The 22,566-nt window shown below is 57.7% G+C and carries 18 protein-coding genes; 7 read left to right on the forward strand and 11 right to left on the reverse strand.

Features of this window, described 5'->3' with window-relative positions; all coding sequences use genetic code 11:
- Positions 1 to 261: 261 nt before the first annotated feature.
- The 6 genes from NA78x_RS12100 to NA78x_RS12125 all read left to right on the forward strand — a co-directional run bounded on the left by NA78x_RS12100 (position 262) and on the right by NA78x_RS12125 (position 10,912).
- A complete protein-coding gene (locus NA78x_RS12100) occupies positions 262 to 786 on the forward strand; it encodes a MarR family winged helix-turn-helix transcriptional regulator (protein ID WP_425618708.1) in 525 nt (174 codons plus the stop codon).
- The gene (locus NA78x_RS12105) at positions 774 to 4,259 is read left to right on the forward strand and encodes a hypothetical protein (RefSeq protein ID WP_425618709.1); all 3,486 of its coding nucleotides are present in this window, start codon (positions 774 to 776) and stop codon (positions 4,257 to 4,259) included. The genes NA78x_RS12100 and NA78x_RS12105 overlap by 13 nt, the downstream gene beginning before the upstream one ends.
- Positions 4,260 to 4,818: 559 nt before the next feature.
- On the forward strand, positions 4,819 to 6,420 hold the full coding sequence (locus NA78x_RS12110) for a 30S ribosomal protein S1 (protein ID WP_425618710.1): 1,602 nt from the start codon (positions 4,819 to 4,821) through the stop codon (positions 6,418 to 6,420).
- Positions 6,421 to 6,893: 473 nt separating this feature from the next.
- Positions 6,894 to 8,720: an efflux RND transporter periplasmic adaptor subunit gene (locus NA78x_RS12115; RefSeq protein WP_425618711.1), complete on the forward strand. Its 1,827-nt coding sequence runs from the start codon at positions 6,894 to 6,896 to the stop codon at positions 8,718 to 8,720.
- A complete protein-coding gene (locus tag NA78x_RS12120; protein WP_425618712.1) occupies positions 8,717 to 9,493 on the forward strand; it encodes an ABC transporter ATP-binding protein in 777 nt (258 codons plus the stop codon). Before NA78x_RS12115 ends, NA78x_RS12120 begins: the two co-directional genes overlap by 4 nt.
- Before the next feature lie 15 nt (positions 9,494 to 9,508).
- The gene (locus NA78x_RS12125; protein WP_425618713.1) at positions 9,509 to 10,912 is read left to right on the forward strand and encodes an ABC transporter permease; all 1,404 of its coding nucleotides are present in this window, start codon (positions 9,509 to 9,511) and stop codon (positions 10,910 to 10,912) included.
- 92 nt (positions 10,913 to 11,004) lie between these two features.
- On the opposite strand, the gene NA78x_RS12130 is transcribed toward NA78x_RS12125, so the two are convergent.
- From NA78x_RS12130 to NA78x_RS12140, 3 genes are all read right to left on the reverse strand, one after another.
- Positions 11,005 to 11,913, reverse strand: coding sequence for an OmpA/MotB family protein (locus NA78x_RS12130; RefSeq protein WP_425618714.1), 909 nt, complete (start codon positions 11,911 to 11,913; stop codon positions 11,005 to 11,007).
- A gap of 210 nt (positions 11,914 to 12,123) precedes the next feature.
- Positions 12,124 to 12,705: a hypothetical protein gene (locus NA78x_RS12135; protein ID WP_425618715.1), complete on the reverse strand. Its 582-nt coding sequence runs from the start codon at positions 12,703 to 12,705 to the stop codon at positions 12,124 to 12,126.
- A complete protein-coding gene (locus NA78x_RS12140) occupies positions 12,702 to 13,661 on the reverse strand; it encodes a sugar phosphate isomerase/epimerase family protein (RefSeq protein WP_425618716.1) in 960 nt (319 codons plus the stop codon). Before NA78x_RS12140 ends, NA78x_RS12135 begins: the two co-directional genes overlap by 4 nt.
- 726 nt (positions 13,662 to 14,387) lie before the next feature.
- On the opposite strand from NA78x_RS12140, the gene NA78x_RS12145 reads away from it, so the two are divergent.
- Positions 14,388 to 15,494: a tetratricopeptide repeat protein gene (locus tag NA78x_RS12145; RefSeq protein ID WP_425618717.1), complete on the forward strand. Its 1,107-nt coding sequence runs from the start codon at positions 14,388 to 14,390 to the stop codon at positions 15,492 to 15,494.
- A gap of 64 nt (positions 15,495 to 15,558) precedes the next feature.
- Here NA78x_RS12145 and NA78x_RS12150 read toward each other — a convergent pair whose 3' ends face one another.
- The 8 genes from NA78x_RS12150 to NA78x_RS12185 form a co-directional block, all read right to left on the reverse strand.
- Positions 15,559 to 16,734: a rhomboid family intramembrane serine protease gene (locus NA78x_RS12150; protein WP_425618718.1), complete on the reverse strand. Its 1,176-nt coding sequence runs from the start codon at positions 16,732 to 16,734 to the stop codon at positions 15,559 to 15,561.
- A gap of 203 nt (positions 16,735 to 16,937) precedes the next feature.
- Positions 16,938 to 18,008: a DUF1570 domain-containing protein gene (locus NA78x_RS12155; RefSeq protein ID WP_425618719.1), complete on the reverse strand. Its 1,071-nt coding sequence runs from the start codon at positions 18,006 to 18,008 to the stop codon at positions 16,938 to 16,940.
- A 137-nt stretch (positions 18,009 to 18,145) separates the two neighbouring features.
- A complete protein-coding gene (locus tag NA78x_RS12160) occupies positions 18,146 to 18,622 on the reverse strand; it encodes a hypothetical protein (RefSeq protein WP_425618720.1) in 477 nt (158 codons plus the stop codon).
- A gap of 93 nt (positions 18,623 to 18,715) precedes the next feature.
- Positions 18,716 to 19,516: a Nif3-like dinuclear metal center hexameric protein gene (locus tag NA78x_RS12165; RefSeq protein WP_425618721.1), complete on the reverse strand. Its 801-nt coding sequence runs from the start codon at positions 19,514 to 19,516 to the stop codon at positions 18,716 to 18,718.
- 13 nt (positions 19,517 to 19,529) lie between these two features.
- Entirely contained in the window at positions 19,530 to 20,792 is a 1,263-nt protein-coding gene (locus NA78x_RS12170; protein WP_425618722.1) for a lactate racemase domain-containing protein, read from the reverse strand.
- A gap of 66 nt (positions 20,793 to 20,858) precedes the next feature.
- Entirely contained in the window at positions 20,859 to 21,974 is a 1,116-nt protein-coding gene (locus tag NA78x_RS12175; protein WP_425618723.1) for a dihydrodipicolinate synthase family protein, read from the reverse strand.
- Between the two features lie 60 nt (positions 21,975 to 22,034).
- Positions 22,035 to 22,241 carry a hypothetical protein gene (locus NA78x_RS12180; RefSeq protein WP_425618724.1) on the reverse strand — a complete coding sequence of 69 codons (207 nt, stop codon included), beginning with the start codon at positions 22,239 to 22,241 and terminating at the stop codon, positions 22,035 to 22,037.
- Positions 22,228 to 22,566: a hypothetical protein gene (locus NA78x_RS12185; RefSeq protein WP_425618725.1), complete on the reverse strand. Its 339-nt coding sequence runs from the start codon at positions 22,564 to 22,566 to the stop codon at positions 22,228 to 22,230. The genes NA78x_RS12180 and NA78x_RS12185 overlap by 14 nt, the downstream gene beginning before the upstream one ends.

The following is a 22,566-nucleotide window of genomic DNA, read 5'->3' on the forward strand; positions in this document are numbered from 1 at the left end:
GCAAACCTTCTGCCAATTTGGGGTTAGAGCTCGTGCTAAGCGCCCTTTACACCACATAACCGGCATCTCTAGCGCATTCGTTCAAGTCTGAACGGTTTATTCCCGAATCTTTCCCTGCATAAGCGTTTGGTTTTGAATCGTTCGCCGCTGAATGACAGCTGCTGGCGAAGCAAGACCGCGTCGCGCGAGCAGGATGTCGCGCAAACCCTCAACCGCAACTCTCGACAAGCGCAGGCTGGCATGGATGCAGGATTAAGCGCGGTGCCCAAGACCCAGGTGGGTCCGGGGCGCACCGAACTACGTGACTGGTTGCAGTTGCTGCTGCAAACCGGTGCCGCCAGTCGTTCTTGGCGTCAGCAATTGGCCGAACAAATTGCCGGTCACGAATTGACCGACCAAGAGTTCCTCGTCCTCTGGCTGTGCGACGAACGGCCCCAAGCTCGTCGTGGACAAGGCGACCTGGCCGAAGCGGTCGGTGCTTCGCCCGCGCAAATGAGCGGCCTGGTCGAACGCCTGCGTCGTCGCAACCTGCTTTGCTTCGAGCGACTTGGCCGCGACCGTCGCCGGCAGGTCTGGCAACTCACCGACGATGGCCAACAATTGCTGACAGAACTCTGCCGATCGCTCAGCTCGCGTCGCGAGCATCCCAGCAACCGACTCACCTGCGACGAGCAACGCCAGCTGCTCGAACTCATCGAGCGCTCACTCACCGGTGATGCCTCGGACAACGATTCTCCCTCGCCGCTCACGCTTGACCAAGGAGGCCCTTCGTCATGCGCCGCCTAATTACCTCCGCCAAGTCTGTTTTGTTCTCTACCCGTTGGTTGCTTCCCTGTTTGCTGCTGGGAATGATCGCTGGCAGCACGGGTTGCCACCGTTCGTTCTATCGGCGACAGGCCGACAACGAAGCCTACGATCTGATTCGTCAGAAGGGCGATCATCCTCACTGGGCATTGCCGAACATCAGCATCCAGCCCGATCCTCGCTCGCGCATGTTCGATGCGAATTGCCCCGACTGCCCTCCCCTGCCCCCCGACGATCCCTTCGCGCATGAATTCATGCATTGCGTCGACAACAAACGCGGCTATCCGGGCTGGCACGATAACGGCGAAACCCCGTACATCGAAAATCCCGCCTGGGCCGAGTACTTAGAGTTCGGCGACAAGGGCGTGCTCGAAGTCAGCGCCGACAATGCCGTGCGTCTGGGATTGTTGCACTCGCGTAACTATCAGCAGCAGTTGGAAGAACTCTACCTCTCGGCGCTCGACGTCAGCTTCGAACGCTTCCTGTTTGACTCCCAGTTCTTTGCGGGCTACTCGGCACAGTACACGGCCGACGGTCGGCTGCGCAACGATCCCGCGCGGCTGCTCAACTCCGGCGGAAACTCGCGCAGCGACTTTGTCTTGGCAACTTCGTCGAATGGGCCTCGCCCCATTGCGATGCGCAAGGCCTTCATCACCGGCAGTACGCTGGTGGTCGGCCTGGCGAACTCGCTGATGTGGCAGTTCTCAGGCCCCGACGACTATCGCGGCAATACGCTCATCGATTTCGCACTCGTACAACCGCTGCTGCGTAATGCCGGCCGCGATCGCATCCTCGAACGCTTGACCGTGGCCGAACGCTCGCTCCTCTACAACGTCCGTTCGATGGAGCAGTATCGACAGGGCTTCTACGTGCAGATCATGACCGGCCGCGATCCAGGGGCTGGTCCCGAACGCCGCGGTGGTGTCTTCGGCGGTTCTGGTTTCGATGGCTTCTCCGGTGTCGGTGGCGGCGGCTTCGGTCGTGTTACTGCCGGTAACGCTGGTGGCAATGCAGCTGCTGGCGGTGGCCAAGGCGCTGGTGCGGCTGCCGTCGGTGGCTACCTCGGTCTGTTGCAAAGCCAGCAAGATATCAAGAACCAGGAAGACAACGTCAAGCGGTTGCGCAACAACCTGTATCGCCTCGAACAGTTCCTGGAAGAGTTGAAGACCCGTTCGGGCGAAGAAGGCCTCGTCAACAACATCCTGCGGCAAGACCTGCAAGTCGCCCAAGCTCGCCAGGCTCTATTCAATTCCGAAAGCCGGCTTATCAACAGCCGCAACGCCTATCAGCAAACGCTCGACAACTTCAAAGGTACGTTGGGTCTCCCTCCCACGACCTGCATGGAGGTTCACGACAGCCTGCTCGATCAGTTCCAGCTCATCGACCGGGCCACCCTCAGCGAGCAAGACACCATCGAAGATCTGGTCGACGAATTCAGCGAAACGCGTGCGAAGATCACTTCGCATATCGAGAGCCGTGTTGTTGCCGATCCGAATGACGCGACTCGCTCGCTGGTCCAACGCACTCTTAGCTGGTACCCCGAACTGCCCGCCCATTTAGAAGAATTGAAGGCCAACCTGGTTCCTATTCGTCAGGTGCGCGATCGCTTGCTCGACGACTACCTGCCTCGCACCGAGGTCGATCTCAACGACTTCGCCGCGTCGCTCGGTCGTCGCCGCGCTTGGCTCACCAAGCTGGAAAAGACCCTCGAACAGCTACGAGCAGAAGGCTGTGCCATTCTGCCGATCCCGACGCTCAACGAAGAAATCTTCCGGCTCGATCGTCTCGAAAAGTCGCGTCAGGAAGTGATGGTCCAGTTCGAAGCCCTCCGCAATAAGATCGACAAGGACTACCTGGTCCACATCGATGAGCGAGCCGCTCGCCTCGATAAGCTGATCAATGACGGAGAAAAACTGACACCCGAGCAGCTCTTTGCCGACCTGTACGACGGCATTCTGTATCCGAAGCAAGGCGAAGGGGACGTGATGGCTGTCGGACCGACTGATCAAGTCGCCGATATCCTTGTCGTGCTGCCGGCTGATATTCTCGCCCTGCAACTGGTGCAAGCCCGGGCTCGGGCTGAAGGTATCGAACTGATTCCGGTCGACCTCAAGGCCGATCAGGCTTTGGAAGTTGCTCGCAAGTATCGCCGTGACTGGATGAATGCTCGGGCCGGTCTCGTCGATGCCTGGCGACTCATCGAGTTCAATGCCGACAACCTCGAAGGCTCGCTCGATGTCTTCTTCAGCGGTGATGTGCAAAACGTCACCGACAATCCGTTCCGCCTGCGAAGTGCCACTGGCCGTTTGCGTGTCGGCATGGCCTTCGACGCTCCGCTCACGCGCTTGTCGGAACGAAACGTCTATCGCCAGGCCTTGATCGAGTTCCAACAAGCTCGCCGCAACTACTACAATTTCGAAGATACCGTTGCCCGTAGCTTGCGAACCACCATTCGTACCGTCCTCACCAACCAGATCAACTTCGAACTCCAACGACTTGCTGTGCTCGAAGCGGCTCGCCAGATCGACCGCAACGAAGACATCCGCATCGATCAAGAGTTGACCAACCAGGCCTCGGGTGCGACTGCCGCCCGTGACTCGGTGTCGGCTCTGTCGGACTTACTCGACGCCCAGAACAACTTCATGAGCGTGTGGGTCAACTACGAAGCGCTCCGTCGTTCGCTCGATTTCGATCTTGGTACGTTGCAGCTCGACAGCGAAGGAATCTGGATCGATCCAGGTGCCATTCGCGAAGATTACGGCACCAACGATCCTTGGCTCTGGCGTTGCCCCGATGCTCCAGAAGCTTGCTACGACGGTGCGACCGAAATTCCGGTTCAGCCATATCCGCAAACGCAGTTCGAAGGTGTCGAGCAGATCGAAGGGATGCCTCATCACGGTCACGGGATGGAACAGCCTCACTTTGCTCCTCAGTATGGCGCTCCCTCCTATGGCCAGCCACAATACGGTCAACCTAACTACAGCCCAGCCGAATCGATGCCAGCACCACGTCGCGTGCAACCAGCCGATCCGCTGGTACCGCAGAACTCGCCCTATCAAGAACAGGAAATGCTGCTGGCTCCGAATCGACCCAATGGCCCCGGCGCTTCGCTCGGCCCGAACCAGTCGCACCGCACCGTGCCGTTGCCTCCGCTCACTCCCCGAGCAAGGCCAGCGACTCCTGCCAATCCGCCACAAAACTCGCGGCCGCAGATTCCGCAGCCTCGCAAGTCCGGTCCGGTCGAAGCCAAGCTGCGACCACGCGTGAAGGTTGCAGCCGAACCGCAACCGCGCTTGCCGCTGACCACCGAACCGCAACCGCGCTTGCCGCTGACCACCGAACCGCATGTTGCCCAACCGGAACTCGCCGAACCTGTCGCCTCCCCGGCGATGTACGGCCCTGAACTCTCCCCAGCCATCAACGCTGTCGCTCCACCCGTCGAGGTCTACCGCTAACCATCAAGTGGCAAGCAACTGCCGATCAGCCTAAATGTCCAACAATCGTCGCTATTGTTGGACAGGCCCCGATTGGTCGTGTTCGTTAGAAGTTTTTACGAGCCAGAGACTTGCGTCGAGTTGGCAATTCTCGCCACACACCAACTTGTCCAACAATCCCGCCAATTCTTGGACACGTGCCAATTCGCCGCGCCGTCTTTTCCATCTTCCAGGAGCCGCTATCAGCACATCGCCCAACCAACCGGCGCGCGGGCTCTCCCGCGCCCTCGGCTGCACTTCGATCCACCAATCTGTTGAAGAACACGCCGGCATTGTCGCAGTGTGGTTATTGCTTGTCAAGTAATTGGTGTTTATTTTATGAATAGATATTCGTAAAAAATTTTCCCTTAGAGTTCGCATCAAGCATGCCTCTCGCGGCGGGTCGGCTAAAGAGCTCCAAATCTTGGCTATCTTCGTTGCCAGACGAATGTTACACTGCTTAGCTTCGCTGTGACGGAGGGGTTTTCGTCGCGGCGAGGTGTCACCGCAGGTAAACCCTTTTTCGTGCTCACGATCTCTTATGTCGACTGCATCCTCCCCCGATAACTCGGCCGCCGAAACCTCGGCTTCAACTCCTGCCCCTTCGGAAACTGCGACTCAACCGCAGGCTTCTACCCCCGCGGCAGGCAGCGATGAAAAGCGAGGGCCCATTCAGGTGGGACGCTCGAGCGGGCCGTCGGGTGGCCAGCAAGGTGGCGGTGGACAGGGTGGAGGCCAACGGCGCGATCGCGGTCCCCGGCCGCCGAAGCCGCAGCGTCCTCGCCGCGAAGGCGAAGAAGGGCAATCGGCCAACCAGCGAGAAGATCAAGAAGAAGCTGCCTTGGATGCCGCGGGCGAACGAGCCCGTGCGGGTGGACATCGCGGCCCAGTACCGGTGCCCAATCGCCGCGGACCTTTGTCGGCCGAACTGGAAGCCGAGTTGCAGGAAGCACTCGGCGGTATGTCGATTGAAGACGTCGTTGCTGGTAAGACCGCGCCAGCTCCTTCGGCCGGTCGCGTCGAAAACGAAACTCGCGTTCGCGCGGCGGTGATTGAAGTTCACGGTGACAATATTTTCGTGTCGCTCGGCGGGAAGAATCAGGGCGTGGTCTCGGTTCGCAACTTCGAAACGCCTCCAGTCATTGGCGACATTCTGGAAGTGACCGTCACCGGCTTCAACGCCGAAGACGATCTGCACGAAGTGAACGTCGCGGGCGGCAAGGTGGTCGGCGGCGATTGGTCGAATCTGATCGAAGGTTCGGTTGTCGAAGCCAAGGTAACTGCTGCCAACACAGGTGGCCTGGAATGCACCGTCGGTGGCGCGCGAGCCTTCATTCCTGCCAGCCAAGTGGCAATCTTCCGGACCGAGAATCTGGCTGACTATGTCGACCAGAAACTGGTCTGCGTGGTTACCGAGGCCAATCAAGGTCGCGGCAATTTGGTCCTCAGCCGGCGAGCGATTCTGGAGCGCGAAAAGGAAGAATCGAAAAAGAAGATTCTCGGCGAACTCGAACCCGGGCAACTGCGCGAAGGTATCGTACGCAAGATTCAGGACTTCGGTGCGTTCGTAGATCTCGGTGGCGTCGATGGCCTGATTCACATCAGCCAACTGAGCTGGGAGCGAGTGAAGCACCCGAGCGAGATCTTGAAGGAAGGCCAGAAGATTCGCGTTCGCGTCGAAAAGATCGATACGGAAACGGGCAAGATCGGACTCTCGCTGAAGAACCCCGAAGAGCATCCTTGGACGGGCATCGAGCAGCGGTTTCCCGTGGGCACCATCATTCGCGGCCCGGTTACGCGGCTGGCGAACTTTGGCTGCTTCGTGAAGATCGCCCCTGGTGTCGAAGGGATGATCCACATCAGCGAGTTGGCTCATAACCGCGTCTTCGCCGTGCAGAACGTGGTGAAGGAAGGCCAGGAAGTCGAAGCGAAGATTCTGTCGGTCGATGCCGATGCGCAGCGGATCGCACTCTCAATGAAGGCGACGATTCAGCCGCCGCAAAAAGAGAACAGCAAGAAGGAAGAAGCCGCTCCCGCCGTGGATGAACCACCACGTGCCCCGATCGTGCCCAAGCGCGAAGGCAATCTGAAGGGTGGCACTAAGGGCAAATCGGGCGGCGAGAAGTTTGGCCTGAACTGGTAATTCGCTGCCTTCAAACGGTAACAGAGGGGTGTTGATAAATCCCTGGTATTTATCAATACCAATTCGCGTGGCGCTCGGGTTTGGCGCTAGGTGTGTGTTGATAAACCCCGGCCATTTATCAACGAATAGGATCGACTTCAGTCGGCAGACCTTCGTTGCTCGCTTCTTGCGCAGATCTGACTGCATTTCGCGGCTAGCAGCAGTCGTTCGCAGCGGAACTTTCTGGTTGCCAGCTGGTTTAATAAGGAAGAAAGCCGGTTGCGGGCTTGCGCATCTAAAGGCAGGTAATGCTTGGATTTGGGTGCGAAAGGAAGGTGACATCCCGCAGGTGCCGGTATAGAATCCATGATGCTTGATGCTGGGAAAGCTCGATGAATTTTCCAGCGGACCTGTTTGGTTGAGCCAGCTGCACCCGCAGCGGTCAATTTCCCGCCAGATTTTGGCCCCTGAAATATGGACGAGGGCCCGTACGAATGAACAACTCTGACTTCATTTCGATTGTCTCCCCCAAGTGCCGCGCCGATCTTCTACAGCGAGGCTCGCTTCTTCAACGAGGCTCGCGCCGCTCGATCCAAGCCCGACGTGGCAACGCGGCGCTGACCATCGTCGGTGCGCTCGTTGTCTGCCTGGGCATCGGTGGTGTCATTTGGTGGACGATGTTCCGCGGCGAAAAAGCCAAAGGTCCCGGGCCGATGGTGATGCAAGTCTCGCGCGGACCCTATGAGTCGATTGTGCTCGAACAGGGTGAAGTGGAGAGCAGCAGCAATATCGAAATCCGCTGCGAGGTGAAGTCGCGCAATGCCGGCGGCATCACGATTTTGGAAGTGATGTCGGAAGGTACCCAAGTCAAGAAGGGTGATCTGCTGGTGCGGCTCGATTCGAGCGCGCTCGATCAGGAACGGCTGCAGCAGAAGATCATCGTCAACACCGCCCAAGCGTTGCTCGTTCAGTCCGAAAACACACTGGCCGCCGCGAAGATCGCCCGCCGCGAATACCTCGAAGGAACCTTCAAGCAGGAAGAGAAGTTGTTCCTAGGCGAGGTGTTTGTCGCCGAACAAGGCCTGCGGAGTGCCCAACTGTCGTTTGACTCTGCTCAGCGATTGGCAGCGAAGGGTATTCTCAGCCCGCTGCAACTCGAAGGGGCCAAATATGCGGTCGACAACGCCCGCAATCAACTCGAAGCGGCCCAGACCAAGTTGGACGTGCTGCGTAAATACACCCGCGAGAAGATGCTGAAGCAGTTCGATAGCGATATCGCCACCGCCGATGCCAAGCTGCGGTCGGATCAAAGCAGCTTGCAGTTGGAAGAAGACAAGCTCAAAGACATCGAAGACCAAATTACGAAGTGCGTGGTGTACGCACCGCAGGCCGGTCAGGTCGTCTATGCCAACAAGTACAATTCGGGCCGCAGCGGCAGTAGTGCTGAATTCGTCGTCGAAGCTGGCGCCATGGTCCGCGAACAGCAGCCCATCATTCGCTTGCCCGATTCGAACAACATGCAAGTCAAGGCTTTGATCAACGAAGCCCGCATCACGAAGGTTCGTCGCGGACTGCCCGTCACGATTCGCGTCGATGCCCTCAAAGACGAAATGATGCAGGGCGAAGTCATCAAGGTGAATCAATACGCCGAACCAGGTAGCTGGTCGAGCGGCAACGTGAAGAAGTACGCCGCGATCGTGCGGATCACCAATCCGCCCGAGGAACTGCGGACCGGTATGAATGCAGAAGTTCGCATTCACGTCGAAAGCCGTCCGGAAGCACTGCAGATTCCTGTGCAGGCACTCGTCGACCACAAGGGCAAGTTCTTTGTGCTCGTGCAGAATGGTGAGAACCTGGAAACGCGTCCGGTGGATGTTGGTTCGACCAACGACAAGGTCGCGGTCATCGACAAGGGCCTGCAGTTCGAAGACACGGTGGTCCTGAATCCGCGCCGTCAAGAAGAACTTCTGCTGCCAGATCTGCCCGATGTTCCGTCCTCGAATATCGCCATCGCGGCGATCCCGCCCGCCTCTGCGACTCCGGTGGCGACACCCGCTTCGGATACGCCGAAAAAGAAGGGCCCGATGACAGTCGGCAGCATGGTCGATCGCGCTCTGGAAGCGGATACGGACAAAGACGGCAAACTGTCGACCGCCGAGATCGCCGCTCTGGATGACCGGATGCGCCCGCGTCTCGAAGCTGCGGATACGAACAGCGATGGCTTTGTCGATCGCACGGAAATGCTGCCCGTGATGGCTGCCGCCGTGCAAAAGATGAAAGAGATGCAGGCACAGAAAGGGATCACAGGAGGGGGCCAGTGAACTACGCAGCGAGGTTGGTGGACGTTCGCAAGGACTACGTCCTCAAGAGCGAAACAGTCCGAGCCTTGCGTGGCGTGACGTTCGACGTACCCGAAGGGGATTACGTCGCCATCATGGGCCCTTCTGGATCCGGCAAGAGCACCCTGCTCAACCTGCTCGGCTGTCTCGATAAGCCTTCCGCCGGGAATTTCTTCCTGGGCGAAGACGATGTCGCCCGGATGACCGACGACCAGCTTTCGCATACGCGGGCCTCGCGTATCGGCTTTGTGTTTCAGTCGTACAATTTGATTCAACAGCTGACGGTTGTCGAAAACATCGAAGTGCCGCTGTATTACCAGGGGCGAGTGAACGCAGCTTCTCGTCGCCGCTGCCGAGAACTGGCTGATATGGTTGGCCTGGGAGAACGCCTCGGGCATCGCCCTTCGCAGCTCTCGGGTGGTCAGCAACAACGCGTGGCGATCGCTCGCAGCCTGGTGAACGATCCGTACTTCATTCTGGCCGACGAAGCGACTGGTAACCTGGATAGCGTGACGACCGAAGAAATCTTGTTTCTCTTTCAACAGCTAAACGATGCTGGCAAGACGATCATTTTGGTGACGCACGAAGACGATGTTTCGCTGCATGCCAAGCGAATCATTCGCTTGAAGGACGGCGTCGTGCAAACGGACATTCAAAACACGAAGCGGGTCTTGGTTCGTCCTCGCAATGCGGCCGCGGCGGCTGCCACTCATGTCGATCCTGCCTTGGTCGATCCCAGTACGACTCACGCCTAAGCGGGCACCGGATCTATGTTTTTTCTACGTACCTTTCAACTTGGTTTGAAGAGCCTGCTGCTGCATCCGATGCGGTCGCTGCTGACCGTACTCGGTATTTTTATCGGCGTGGCGAGCGTCATTTGGCTTCTCGCCATCGGCGAGGGGATCAGCCAGGAAGCCCAGCGGCAGATCGAAGGCCTCGGTGCCGATAACATCATCGTCCGCAGCGTGAAGCCCCCGGCTGAGTTGACTGCGAATTCTTCGGGGCCTGTTCCCTATGGCTTGAAGCGAGAAGACTTCGACAAGCTGATGGTCACCATTCCTACGCTCAAATCGGCCCTTCCTATTCGCGAGGTTCGCCGTACGGCCAGCTTCAACGGGCGCGAAGTCGATGGCCGCCTGGTGGGCTGCACGCCCGAATACTTCGATGTGACTCGGCTGGAACTGGAGCGCGGGCGACTACTGACGGATGCCGATTTAGAAGACGGCGGCAATTTCTGCGTCCTGGCAACCACGGTCGCCGAGAAGCTGTTTCCATTTGAAGATCCCATCGACCGCCGCATCTACATGCCCGAGACGAAAGACTACTTTCAGGTCGTGGGCGTACTCAAGTACCGCACACCGACCGCGGCGATCGGCGGCTCGCTCGATGCCCAGGACTTTGGCTCGGACATCTACATTCCCATCAGCACGCTCCGCCAGCGCGTGGGCGACTTTGTCGTGACTCGCCGTGGCAGTCAATTCAGTTCCGAAATTATCGAACTCAATCAAATCACGCTCCGCATCGACGACGTGAAGAACGTGCGCGAAACGGCGGACCTGGTTCGCTCGACGTTGAACCTCAAAGATGATTCGCGCGCCGCGCGTCAGGCTGCTGAGAAGAAGGGTGGCATGCAGATGCCCGGTGATGCCGATGTGGTGGTCACGACCCGTCCTGATGTGGCGCTGATCGTCCCCGAAGAATTGCTCGAGCAGGCCCGCGTCACCCGCCTTATGTTCATGCTCTTCATGGGCCTGATTGCGGCGATTTCGCTGTTGGTCGGCGGCATCGGCATTATGAACATCATGCTGGCGACTGTCACCGAGCGAACTCGCGAAATCGGCATTCGCCGGGCACTTGGTGCGACGCGTTCTCACATCGTCACCCAGTTCCTGGTCGAGACCGTTTCGCTTTCCGTGGTGGGGGGGCTTACAGGAATTCTCGTGGGATTGCTCTGCCCGTTTGTCATTACCACCACCAGAGATTTGCTGATCAGATATGCCCCCAACTTGATGGCGGACGTGCCCGACGTCGTGCATCGTCTGGAGCCTCAGATCGTCCTGCTCTCACTGCCACTCGCCTTCGGCATCTCGGTGCTCGTCGGCGTGGTCTTCGGCATTTATCCCGCCTTCCGCGCAGCTCGCATGGATCCAATCGAAGCCCTGCGGCACGAGTAGGGGAAGGGGCTAGAGATTAGCGGCCAGGGGCCAGGGAAATGCTGTGGATACGATTTCCCTGGCCCCTACCCTCTAATCCCTGGCCTCTACTCTCAGCCATCAATCGAATCGGGATAGACCACGATTTCGATGCGGCGATTCTTGGCCTTGCCGGCTGCTTCGCCGTTCGAGGCGAGCGGATGATTTTCGCCCATGGCGAGAATCGAGAGTTGCCTCGCAGGCAGATTGTTCTTCTGCACCATGTGCTGGAAGACTAGCTGCGACTGGGCGTTGGTCAGCAAGTGCGCGTTCACCGTGCTGCCTGGCGAATTATCGGAGTGACCTTCAATGATGATTCGCTGGCGCGAATAGGAGCGGGCGATGGCGCTGGCCACTTCATCCAAGATGCGACCCGATTCAGGCGTCATCTGGGCACTGCCTGGGACAAACAGCTTGTCGGCGGGGATTTCGATCCGCACGACATCACCGTCTTGTTTCACTTCGAGGCCGGGCAGCGAGATCGCTTGCAGAGCCTGCTTCACGCTGCTGTTGGCCTGAATGCTTGCGCCACCACGAAACTTGGTAGAAGCCTGCAGTGCGGAAAGTTGCTTGGTCGATTCTTGAGCGGCCAGTTGTTCGCTCTTGAGCCTTGTCGCGGTGTCGCCCAGTTGTTTTTGCAGCATGGCGATCTGCTCCTGATACTGCTGCTGAGACTGCTGAGCCTGAGCCAGCTCGCGCGTCAGGTTGCTGTTGTTCATATCCAGCTGCTGCGTGCGTCGGGTGAGGTCCTGCACCTGGCTGGAAAGCGATTGTTGCTGCGCGAGCATCTGCGTTTGCAACTGATCGACTTGTTGCTGCGCGAACAGTTTGGGTTGAGCCGGTGTTGCCGCGATTCCAGCGCCACCGGGCGTCGCGGTTTGCGAGAAGGTTCCTTGCTTGCAACCGGTCGACGTCAGCACCCCGAGCGCGCACAGGCAGGCCGCTAAAGAGACTGGTCGCAGGTAGGCAGAACCATCAAGCATGAAATCGGGAACTGACGATGAACCGGGACGACGAATGAGGCCGAGACGGACTTACTCCGACAAACGAGCGGGATCGTAGCGAGCAGCTTGTGACTGCACAAGATCGAAACACGCACAACTGCTAGCAGTGGCCTCATCGGCGAACGAGCGCCGCAGCCTGCAAGAAATGTGGCCAGTGACCGCTAGCAACGAACAGGTAAGAGGTTCAACCTACTTCACTTCAAACTTGGTGACCTGCCAGATCATCTGGACGGAAGAACCCCATTGGATGCGGCGGTAGCGAACCGGATAGCCATGCTTTTCATCAAACTCGGCGCGCATCGTTATTCTCGGCGTGGTGGCGTCAGCTTTGCCGGCCGTATGCTTCTCCAGCACCTCGATATCGCGACTCATCGTGCCAAACATACCGGGCACGCTCCAGGTGACAAAGGTTCTTTGCTTCGATTGGGGAAAACCGTTCGCCCAAGCGGCAATTGCTTCACCATTGCGAACTTCCACTCGATACTTGCCCTCTTGAGTGCCGCTCACTTGCACTTCGATATCGTAGTTAGCAACTTCATTTGCCTTCCATTTCTCCTTTGCGGCGTAATAGTCCGCTGGCGAAATCTCGGGGATCCGTTCGGCGTACAGCGACCGTAGAACCAGCAACGAAGCGATCGCTCCCAGCAACATGCCAGCCACCAACCACAGCGCAAAGGTGCAGCCAAAGCTCGACCGACGCTTCTCTGCCGGCGAGTTAGCGGCTGCGACCGTGGTTTTGTTCTCGTGATCGGGGAGCGAACTGTCGTTCATCGGCGTGGGAGATAGGCAGGAATGGGTGGCAGGGCAGCAAAACATTTTTTCGCGGTCGCGATCGGATCGTAGCCGGGCTTGGAATGAATCTGCCCGCTCACTTCCACCACGATGTCGCCCTGATAATCGGCCTGCACCAGCGACGAAAAGAGCCGCTTGTAGTCCGTCTTGCCTTCGCCGGGCAACAAGAATTGGAACTTGCCGGGCTCGCCTTGGGTGTCCTTCACGTGGGCGAACGTCATGTGTTTCTTCAGCGTCTGAATGGTCTCGTCCAGCGGTAGTTTTTGCAGCTCAAAATGGCTGTAATCGTAGGCAGCGGTCAGCCAAGGACTCTTCACTTGGTCGATCACCCACAGCAGTTGCTCGGGCCGCTGAATGGCGTTGGAAATGTGCGCCTTGATCGCCAGTTTCACTTCGGCTTTTGCCATCACCGTTGACCAGTCGCCCAGCCGATCGACAAGCTGCTGTTTCACTTCGTCCCACTGCGCTGGTTTGCCTCCCAGGACGGTCTCTACTAGCGGCGGATCATCGGCAACCAACTCGTGCGAAAGTTCTGCTGCCTGCTGCAATCGCTGCAGATTACTGCGGTGTTTTGTGTCATCGCCCACAATCGGCAGGTTGTCCATGATGGCCGAGAGTCGCAGTGAATGCTTCTTCAGGCTCGCTCGAAAATCAGCCTTGGCCGCCGACGAAAACGTCGCCGTATCGGCAGGCCAATCAGCCAGGACGGGCAGCTCGACGCACTGATAGCCGATCGTCGCACACTGCTGCAAAGCTTCGCCCAGCGGCAGCGATTTCATACCGTACAAACTGAAGCCCAGCAGCGGCTCGCGGCGCGACGGCGGCACTGCGGCTGTGGCGTCTCTTGCGAAGAGACTCGTCGTAACGATCGCTGCGCCACCGGCGGCGAGAAACTGACGACGGTTTGACTTCCAATGCTCGGCAGAGTTTGACATGCGTGTGCTCCTCTTGTTGATCGCGATTGTACCCTCTCCCTAATGGCCGCGCACTCGTCGGTTCGGTCGAGCTGTTCGTCGTAATCTGCTGAATCACTTTTTTCGCGCCATTGTGCCTCGCCGATAAATTCTACTGAAGTTCACTAACTCGCCTTGACGAAGTAGTGGGCATCTTGGTTGAATACGCACATCGGGCAGGCTGAGGCAATCGCAAGAGAGTCTCAACCACGGAAGGGCTCGAGCGCGCGTTACTCAATCAAGCGCAACAAGCGACGTTCCCTTAGGGTGTCAGTTGGGATCGCTTCGCTCTTTAATCGGACACCCACGGAAGGAGCCATACTATGGCAGCTGCCAAAAAGACCACCGCCAAGAAGACCCCAGCCAAGTCGACCAAGAAGCCAGCCGCAAAGAAGGCTGTCGCTAAGAAGTCGCCAAAGAAGGCTGCTGGCAAGAAGTAGTCTGCTGCTGCGGTAACCAGAATTGAGCAAGCACTAGAGGCGCTGGCTTAGTTCGAAGTTCTGCGGCTCACACTTCCGATCACAACGAGAAAGGCCGGTCGCTTTCGCATGAAAGCAGCCGGCCTAACGCTTTTCTTGGTGCATCTTCGTGTGCAGCATCCCGATGAATGAACGGATTCTGGTTGCAATTGCTGGCGCGTGAGCGAGACTGATCTTCTACTCCTCCCGGTTTGTCTTATCTGTCAGCCTCATCTTCAGAGTCAACTTTATGCCATCGACTTGGCGTCTGGTGCTAGTCGCTTGCGTATTCATGTCGGTCCCTTCGCTCGCCTGGGCGTGTTTGTGGGACTACGACACGCTGCTTGCCGAGCGTAGCCGGTTTCCGACTACGCTCGAATTGATCACCGGCAAGTTTCTCCGCCATAGCCCCGAGTTCTATGAATGGCGAGTGAAGGATCGAACTCGCAAGTTAGAAACCGATCCAGAGAACCTGGAACTTCTCGACGATCTCGCAGTGGCCTACGACAAACTTGGCATGCAAGAACGGGCCATCGAGCTCATGGAGCGGAAAGAAAGAATCAAGCCTGGCCTGTACGAAACGGCCGCCAATCATGGGACGTTTCTCGCCCATGCCGGCAAGCTGGAGGAATCGCTACCGTTCTTAAAGCGAGCCATCGAGATTAATCCCGCTGCCCACTTTGGCCGTGAGAAGTACCAGATCTATCTGATCGAGTTTGCCCTCGAAAAACCCGTCGATCAATCGTTCTGGCAGTTCCTGGGCACGCGCAACGAAGCCGACACCGACGAGCAACGGCAAGCTGCCATCAAGGGTGTGCTTGGAATCATCCGCTTTGGCAACCACGACAATCCACGTGTCCTCGAAGCGTTGGCCTCGCTATTGACTTCGTATGAGCCAGAATCGCGAAGTCCTGATGCGAAGGCTTTGGCTGCTCGGGCTTATTTGAAAGCATCGTACCTGACAAAAGATGATACCAAGATGTCGAGCAAACTCCGCGACCTTGCAACTCGGACCCTCGATTTGCAGGCTACTACCACGTTCACCAAACTCGAAGCTGAGTTTCAAAGCGAACTTGCCGAAGCAGACGCCTGGTACCGCGATCTGCAGCAACGCGAACTCACTTGGATTGCCGCTGGGACGGATGTCGACGCCGAGTTTGCCAGGCTCTATCAGCAAGAACCGCGATCGCTGGCCAAAGAATTGGAACCGCACGCTGCTCACGCGACCGCACAGCGAGACCCGTTTGCTCGAATCTTGGTCATTCTCTCGATCGTGCTGTTCTTCGGGTTCGTTGCATTTGTGGCCACGATCTATGCCGCGAGCCGATGGTTATCCGGGAAACGCATCTTGGGTTGACGTATCAACCACATTTGCCCAGTGTCCCGCATTGCGTGACGAAGCAAAGACAGAGGCGTCTCACTCACCAATCTTCCGCCGCCACTTCATAAGGATCATCGTCGGCCATGGCGCGGGCTTTGGTGCGAAAGGTCTCGAGGATGGGGACCTGGCGAGGATCGAGTTGCTTGAGTTGTACTTTGTCGAGAACTTTGCAGGCTTGCGCGCCGCGTTGCTTCTTGTCGATCAGGATCTGTGCAAGGGCAAGACGCACCGCGGCGTCGCGCTGCGGATACGTGCGCAGAAAAGTGACCATCAAAGTGATGGTCTCGTCCCACATGCCAGCCTTGCGCATGCCGGCGATTAGCTGCAGCAGATCATTTTCGGGCAATTGCCAGCCCGGGAACTGATTGATGGCTCGCTTGTACGCAGCCCAAGCAGCGGGAACTTCGCCCGCCGCGAGAAACTTTCGCGTTTGCTCGGCCGCCGATTCGCGCACTTGCTGAATCTTCTGCTGCCCCTCGGCAGACTTCACATACTCTTCGACCAATTCTTGTCGGTTTCGAGTGTGCTTCCCCTGCCAAACCGAGAACGCATCCCAGTTTTCGCAATCGACCATCTTCAGTTGCAACATTCCTACGCCTATGCCGGCACCCACCACCGCACCCATTAGGTGTAATGTCTGGCTCGTGATGACTGCAAGCAGGTGTTCGGCACCCATCACACTGATGATGGAGCCAACGAACTGCAGGAAGAGCGAGAAGCCAACAAAGTAGCTCACTGTGACATCGAACATCCCTCCACCAAAGCCGATGTAGACGCATTGCACGTTATTCGCCGGTGCCCAGATCATGGCGATGGCCATCAGGCCAAAGATGATTGCCGAAGCGCCGTAGGAGCCACCTTCCGTAAAGAAGATGGTTAGCACTTGCTCGGCACCGCACTGCACAAAGCCGATGGCGTGATAAAGGATCAGAAACTTCCACCAGCCGATCTTTCCTTCGACGATGATGCCGAAGACCCAGAGCGACAGCATGTTGAAGAACAGGTGGAAGATGTCGCCGTGGACGTAATTCGAGGTTATCCACGTGATGGGATTGAAGTTGCCGTACGTCAAAATGGTCCACGAGGCAACGAACTGGAATCGTTCCTCCGGTAGAGCGAATAGTGCCAAAAAAGCGAATGTGTTGGCAACGATTACACCCACGGTGGCCACTGGCCAGTAATAAATGGGCGCATCGGTGGAATAGGGTAGGATCATAGTCGATTTAGATTAATGTGCGTCGGCTATTGCATTGTCTGCGGTGCCCCGCCATTGTGTGCCGATTGCCGCCGACGTGCAAATGCCACTAGCGCGAAGCACTTGGGGAAATTGCCACAATTTTCCTCGTTATGCCTGGACCGAAAGGTCTTACTGATCGCCGCGCGAAGATTCAGCGACCGAACCTTGATGTTTACAGACTGCTACTGCACTTCAGCCAGGTAACGAAGCAGGCGAGCATCGAGCAGATCGAGATTGCTGCCGAAGGTCGCTGTAAAATCTCGTAAGCGTTCCGGGCTGCGATAAGGTTCAAAGGATTTTAATGCCGCGGTTTTCTGCAAGTACTGCAGATACTTTTTGGGTTCGGTTTCGCTCAAGTAGAAAGTGAGCGCCCAGGATTCGGCATAGGCTCCTGGCACATCCTGTTCGAAGGCTCGGTCGCTGGAAACAAGATCTGCAATCGCGTTCTTGTTCCGCCGCGGCAAGTAACGACGAAACGATTCGAGCTGACTGCGATTTACTCGCTCGGTCGCTGCTGGGTACTGCTGCGAGTTCCAAACGCCGCGAGCTTCGAAGAGTGTGCCCAGCCCTTCTGCCACCCAGCGCGGCGTTTGCCCAAAGCGATTGTGCAAGCCACCGTTGAACGCGGCCTGGTGCAACGCTTCGTGAATGATCGTCTCCGCGTTCACGGTCCAGTCGCTTGCGCGGCCGGCTGTTGAGTCGTACGTCACAATCCGGTTGGTTGCCGGCGAGTAGTATCCGAGCATGGAACTCGAAGCGTGATTCCCTTCGGCTGTGGCATAGCGGACAAAGTCGACCTGCTTGGGAAAAACGACCGCGACGAGTGGAAATCGCGGTTCGGGTGGCTTGTACCCTCGCGCGGCAAAGTAGTGTGCAAACGAGCGATGCAACTGCTCGAATCGCGGCGCCCAGGCGTTGCCTTGACCGGCTGGATGAACCACCAAAAAGCGACCACCGCCGGAGACTTCGAAACCTTGACCGAACTCGCGCAGCAATTGGCCGCGCATCTCGGCCGTAGTGTAGCTGCGAAACCCCGTACCGGCCGGTGCATACTCGGTGGCTTGCTCTGGCGCGAAGTCCAGCAGCTTGCCGCTGCGAGTGAGCATCAGCACTTGCTGCTGATTGAAACGGAGCGGTGTTCCTTCGTGAGCCTGACCACCCAGCGTGAAGCGGAACATGCTCTCTTGGCTCATCGCTTCACGGGCGAAGATTGCTACGAGCAACGCGCAGGCAATCGAAAGTCGTGGGCTCATAACAGCAGGCTCAAAAGTAGTGATGGCGAGGAGAATGTCGCCTATCAAAAACCTAGCTTGCTGGTGAAGCAGCCGCCGGTGCGGTTATGACGATTGTCGGTTTTGCCCGTAGCCCCGCGCGTCGTTCTGTGAGCGATTTATAAATACATTCCCAGGTAGCCGCCCTGTTCGTCGCTTTGAGTTTGGAGCTTGGCGATGCGATCTTTGGCCTTTTGCAGATCACCGGCTTCGATAAAGCGATCGAACTCGACGAGCACCGCTGGCGCGACGCACGATTCGAACCACTTTACGACGGGAGCCGTTAGCCAGTCGCAAGTCTCGCGAATGAGTTCAACCTGCAGGTCGGCACCTTGCGCTTTCAAATCGGTTGGATCCGTGATGAGCGTGCCTTGCCAGCGAAATTCGATCGTGCCGTGGTCGGCGCGGTTCGTCAGGTGAAACTTGCACTGGGCGTTGTACAGGTAGTACGTGTTGTGCGAACCGTGCTTGTCGAGAGCCGCTTTGATTTGCTCGCAACGTCGCTGATAGACGGGGGACGCATCGAGGGGAATATCCAAGCGGCCGATAGTTCGCAGCGGCAAGCAATCAAAGGAAATCTCAACCCAGCGATCCATGACAACAGTTCCTCGGCAGGGGCAACAGCAACTCAGCGATTGATTCTCAGGGAGAAGGTGCGAATCAACAACCCCACGCTTTGTGCGGATTCGCTAACCGAGCGACATCCACTTCACCGGATCTTTTTCGGTCTGGCTAGCCCAAACGTGCAAGCCTGGAAATTCTTTCGCGAGCACTTCAGCCAGTTGTTCGCAGGCAAATCGTTCGCTGGCGAAGTGGCCAGGGAGTAGCAGGCTCATGCCGAGAGATTCAGCTTCGAGACAGGTGTGAAAGGTTGTTTCGCCGGTGACAAGTAACTGACAACCGGCCGTGGCTGCTGCAGGGAGAAAGCTGCCGGCACTGCCGCAAGCGACGGCGACTTTCGTGATCGTGGCAGTGGGATCACCCACCAGTTGCAGCCCATCGATCTTGAGAAACTTGGCTAGTTTTGTCGCGACTTGCCGGAGTGCCTGGGGCGCGGCGAATGTGCCCACCCGGCCAGAACCTAGTCCGGCCAGATCATTTTTGGTGAGAACCAGAGGCTGAATCTGAGTTAGCCCTAGTCCATTTGCTAACTGCTGATTGATGCCCATCGCCGCAGAATCAAACGCAGTGTGCGGGCTGTAAATCGCCACACCTGCGCGGGCCAATGACCAGAGCAATCGTCCGGGAGTTTGCTCGGTCGTTAGTCGCTTGAGCGGTTTGAACGGAAGCGGATGATGCGTGACGATGAGTTCCGCACGCTCGCGAATGGCCTCTTCGGCACTGGCCGCCGTGATTGTCAGACAAGTCATGATCCGCGATACAGGCTGCTGCGGATCACCCGCGAGCAGACCGACGTTGTCCCAGTCTTCTGCCAGATGCAGCGGGGTGTGGGTGGCGAAGAATGTGGAAATGTCAGTGATGTTGGTCATGGTGGTTGCCCTTCTAAACGCGATAGGGCAGATTGCCTTGCGCATCAAACGGCATGGGGCGTGGATCGGTGAGAATGGTGAGATCCACGCGGCTCTTGGCTTCGTTCCAGTAGACGCTGGAGCACTCGACTTCGGCCACTTCCAGCGTGTTGTGAATCCACTGCAGCGCCACGCGCTCGGGCTCGACGAGGCCGATCGTGGGCAGGGCCATGTCGAGCATTTCTTGATCGGTCGGATAATCGAGCGGCAGCATTGCGGCCGTGGGATGACCGCCAGTCAGGCAGTTGATGCGGGTAATCTTCACGTCGAGTTTTTCGATGACACGCGTGCGGCAGAACTCGCTCATGCCGATGCCCGTGCCGTTGCCGTGCGTGGCATCGGTTAAGTCGCGAACGCAGATGCGCTTTACTTTCGGCCACTCATGTTCCATGGCGACGTGGTCGTTGTACTTGCGGCCGATGACATTGGTATCCATCCCCGCACCGCTGATGTTCTTGCCAATCTGATCGATGAGGAGAATCTGCGCCATGTTGAACGGCAAACGCGGGATCCATTGTTTGGCCAGCACGAGTAGCTCTTTCTCGCGGTCTTCCATTTCGTGGGAGCCAACCGCTTTGATAATGGCCGTCTGGTCGTAGGCGTTTTCGACAATCCCGACACCGCAGACCACGCGGCATTTTGCCAGCACTTCGCGGGCGACGCTCCGCACAATCTGACCAAAGCTGTAGTTCATGATTGCGCGGTGATAAATCTTGGCTCCTTCGTGTTTGCCAAGGCCGATGAGCATCATTTTCATCAGCCCGCTTTCGATATCGCCGACAAAGCCGGTATGGGGCTTGATGCGGCCAACGACGCAGACGTGATCGGCGCCGTAAGCGAACTTGTCGAAGTGAACCGGAAAGCCTTCTTCGGCCTGGCAGACGATAACCGTCTCCATGCTCGCGCGAATCGGGCAGCCCATGGCATGCTCGGTGATGCCATACCCTTCGATCAATTCCTGTTGCCCTTGCGCGGTACCACCGCCGTGCGAGCCCATCGCGGGAACGATAAAAGGTTTCGCGCCGATCTTCTGAAAGTGCCTGACCACGGCATGAATGATCTTGGCGATGTTCGCGATCCCACGACTGCCGGCCGTGATTGCCACCGTCTGCCCAGGCTGGATCTTGCTGGTCAATTCTAGTCGGGCGAGCTCGTTCTCAACGGTGGTCGGAATGTCATCGACGGTTTGTGATTCAAATTTTTGGCGAACGCGAAAAATGGCGGGATAGGACGACATGGTTCAGTACCCGAGGCGAGGGTGAGGCAGGACTGCGGCTCAGTATAAGTGAGTGAAGAGGTGGTATCAGCTGAGGAAACTGTTGAGCTGCTCCGCAAAAGGGTTTTCGTCCCAAACGCAGAGCGATTGGATGAGCATCGTCTTCTCTGCTGAGTTCGGAAGTCCCTGCAGCGCCTCAAAGACTCTCCCTACCTGGTCGTCTGTCACGTCGCGCGTGATTGGCTGGCCAAGACCCATGATGACTTTTGCCCGCTGAAGGTCGGCGAACTTTCGCGGGTCGTCTTGCATGGAAGCGAAGACTGTGGTGACAACCTGCTGAATCGCGGCCACTCGTGCCCAATCACCATTTTGCGCTGCAGTGGCAATCGCTAAGTACGGAATGAGCGCAAACGACATCGCGCCGCTCGTGAAGCCGCAGCGTTGCCGCCGCTGCAGATCGTGCCGAGGGCCATCTTGCAGGGCACGAGCTAGGTGTGGATCCCAGCCTTGAACGATTTTCAGGTGAGCGAGGCGCGGATCGTCGAGAAACTTCAGCGTGCTGTTCTCGTAGTTGGCTTCAGTGACTTTGATGGCGACGATGCTATTTCCGCCGGGGCCAGCGACTAATTCTGCGGCCACGTCGGTGCTCATGGGGTAACCGCTGACGTCTGATATCGAATACAGACCAACAGCGAGGCCTCGCTTGGCAGCTCCCTCTACAATTGGCCGCATATTTTCGGCGACGGCCGCATCACTTGGATTAGGGCCTAGATTCGTTCCGGGCCTGACAAATACCACGGCGTAGCCAAGTTCGGCCAGCACATTTAACAGGTGGTCGTTAGCAGTGCCATCTTCCGGACGAAGAAGTGCTGTGAGTAGCAGTTCGCGTTGCCGCTTACGCGTGGCGTGCAAGGGCAACGGGCGAGCGGCCACCCGAAACCATTCTTCGAGTTCCGCCGGCGTTCGCAGATGACCTTGGCCGGTAGAGGCACCGATCAGCACTGCACCAGCTTCGGCGGTACAGGCTGTCGTCTCGTGCGGCAGTGACAACAAGTGGAGAAATGTAGTTGTGAGCGAAGGATTCAACCGACGCCGTGGCAAGTCTCCCATGGTGGGATCAAAGCAGGCGACGGTCGAGAACGGATAATTCGCAATTGGGTCTTCGATGACCCGTTGCGCCGTAGCAGAACCAGAATCGGTCACAAGAAAGTCCTTCGTCGCGCCTGGGAAAGGTTGGCGCGACGAAGTGTAACTACGGATGTGTTACTTGGCGACTGCTCTCTGCACGCCAATGCGATGATTGGCTTTGAGCGTGATAAGCGCGTCACCGGTGGCAAAATCTACGCCGCGGCGGCCCTGAATATGGTCGGCACCCGCACGAAAATCAATTGCCCGGCAGGTGGTGCTCAGCGTCTGTTGCGAACGGACGATGGCCGTGGATGTCAAAACCGCTGAGTTAGACGTTTTCATGGCGGCTCTCCGTGCGCAGATCGTCCAGAAGCGGCCAACCACCAAAGACGGGCGGCACTGCTGGCGCTCGGTCGAGGTGCCAATCGTCGTCTTCGGCGTTGAGCCAATACTCGGCCGAATCTTCGGTCTCTTCAGCGTCCTTGTCGACCAGCTCCGAGTCGAAGCCCCAGCTATCGTCTTCTTCCTCTTCGCCCGTCGCTTCCAGACGTCCCATTAGCGCGGCGATATACGGATCGGCCCAAGGCAGGAGTTCTTTAGCTGGCAGGTACGAATCGCCATCTACGGCCGTTTCAAGGACTTGGACGTTGTAGTGCGGCTTCCGCAT

The sequence above is a fragment of the Anatilimnocola aquadivae genome, assembly GCF_049819085.1.
Lineage (GTDB): Bacteria > Planctomycetota > Planctomycetia > Pirellulales > Pirellulaceae > Anatilimnocola.

Bases quoted from the DNA above. Each gene is read 5' to 3' on its own strand.
- NA78x_RS12105 (WP_425618709.1), top strand. From the start codon at position 774: ATGCGCCGCCTAATTACCTCCGCCAAGTCTGTTTTGTTCTCTACCCGT.
- NA78x_RS12110 (WP_425618710.1), top strand. From the start codon at position 4,819: ATGTCGACTGCATCCTCCCCCGATAACTCGGCCGCCGAAACCTCGGCT.
- NA78x_RS12115 (WP_425618711.1), top strand. From the start codon at position 6,894: ATGAACAACTCTGACTTCATTTCGATTGTCTCCCCCAAGTGCCGCGCC.
- NA78x_RS12125 (WP_425618713.1), top strand. From the start codon at position 9,509: ATGTTTTTTCTACGTACCTTTCAACTTGGTTTGAAGAGCCTGCTGCTG.
- NA78x_RS12130 (WP_425618714.1), bottom strand. From the start codon at position 11,913: ATGCTTGATGGTTCTGCCTACCTGCGACCAGTCTCTTTAGCGGCCTGC.
- NA78x_RS12135 (WP_425618715.1), bottom strand. From the start codon at position 12,705: ATGAACGACAGTTCGCTCCCCGATCACGAGAACAAAACCACGGTCGCA.
- NA78x_RS12140 (WP_425618716.1), bottom strand. From the start codon at position 13,661: ATGTCAAACTCTGCCGAGCATTGGAAGTCAAACCGTCGTCAGTTTCTC.
- NA78x_RS12145 (WP_425618717.1), top strand. From the start codon at position 14,388: ATGCCATCGACTTGGCGTCTGGTGCTAGTCGCTTGCGTATTCATGTCG.
- NA78x_RS12150 (WP_425618718.1), bottom strand. From the start codon at position 16,734: ATGATCCTACCCTATTCCACCGATGCGCCCATTTATTACTGGCCAGTG.
- NA78x_RS12155 (WP_425618719.1), bottom strand. From the start codon at position 18,008: ATGAGCCCACGACTTTCGATTGCCTGCGCGTTGCTCGTAGCAATCTTC.
- NA78x_RS12160 (WP_425618720.1), bottom strand. From the start codon at position 18,622: ATGGATCGCTGGGTTGAGATTTCCTTTGATTGCTTGCCGCTGCGAACT.
- NA78x_RS12165 (WP_425618721.1), bottom strand. From the start codon at position 19,516: ATGACCAACATCACTGACATTTCCACATTCTTCGCCACCCACACCCCG.
- NA78x_RS12170 (WP_425618722.1), bottom strand. From the start codon at position 20,792: ATGTCGTCCTATCCCGCCATTTTTCGCGTTCGCCAAAAATTTGAATCA.
- NA78x_RS12180 (WP_425618724.1), bottom strand. From the start codon at position 22,241: ATGAAAACGTCTAACTCAGCGGTTTTGACATCCACGGCCATCGTCCGT.
- NA78x_RS12185 (WP_425618725.1), bottom strand. From the start codon at position 22,566: ATGCGGAAGCCGCACTACAACGTCCAAGTCCTTGAAACGGCCGTAGAT.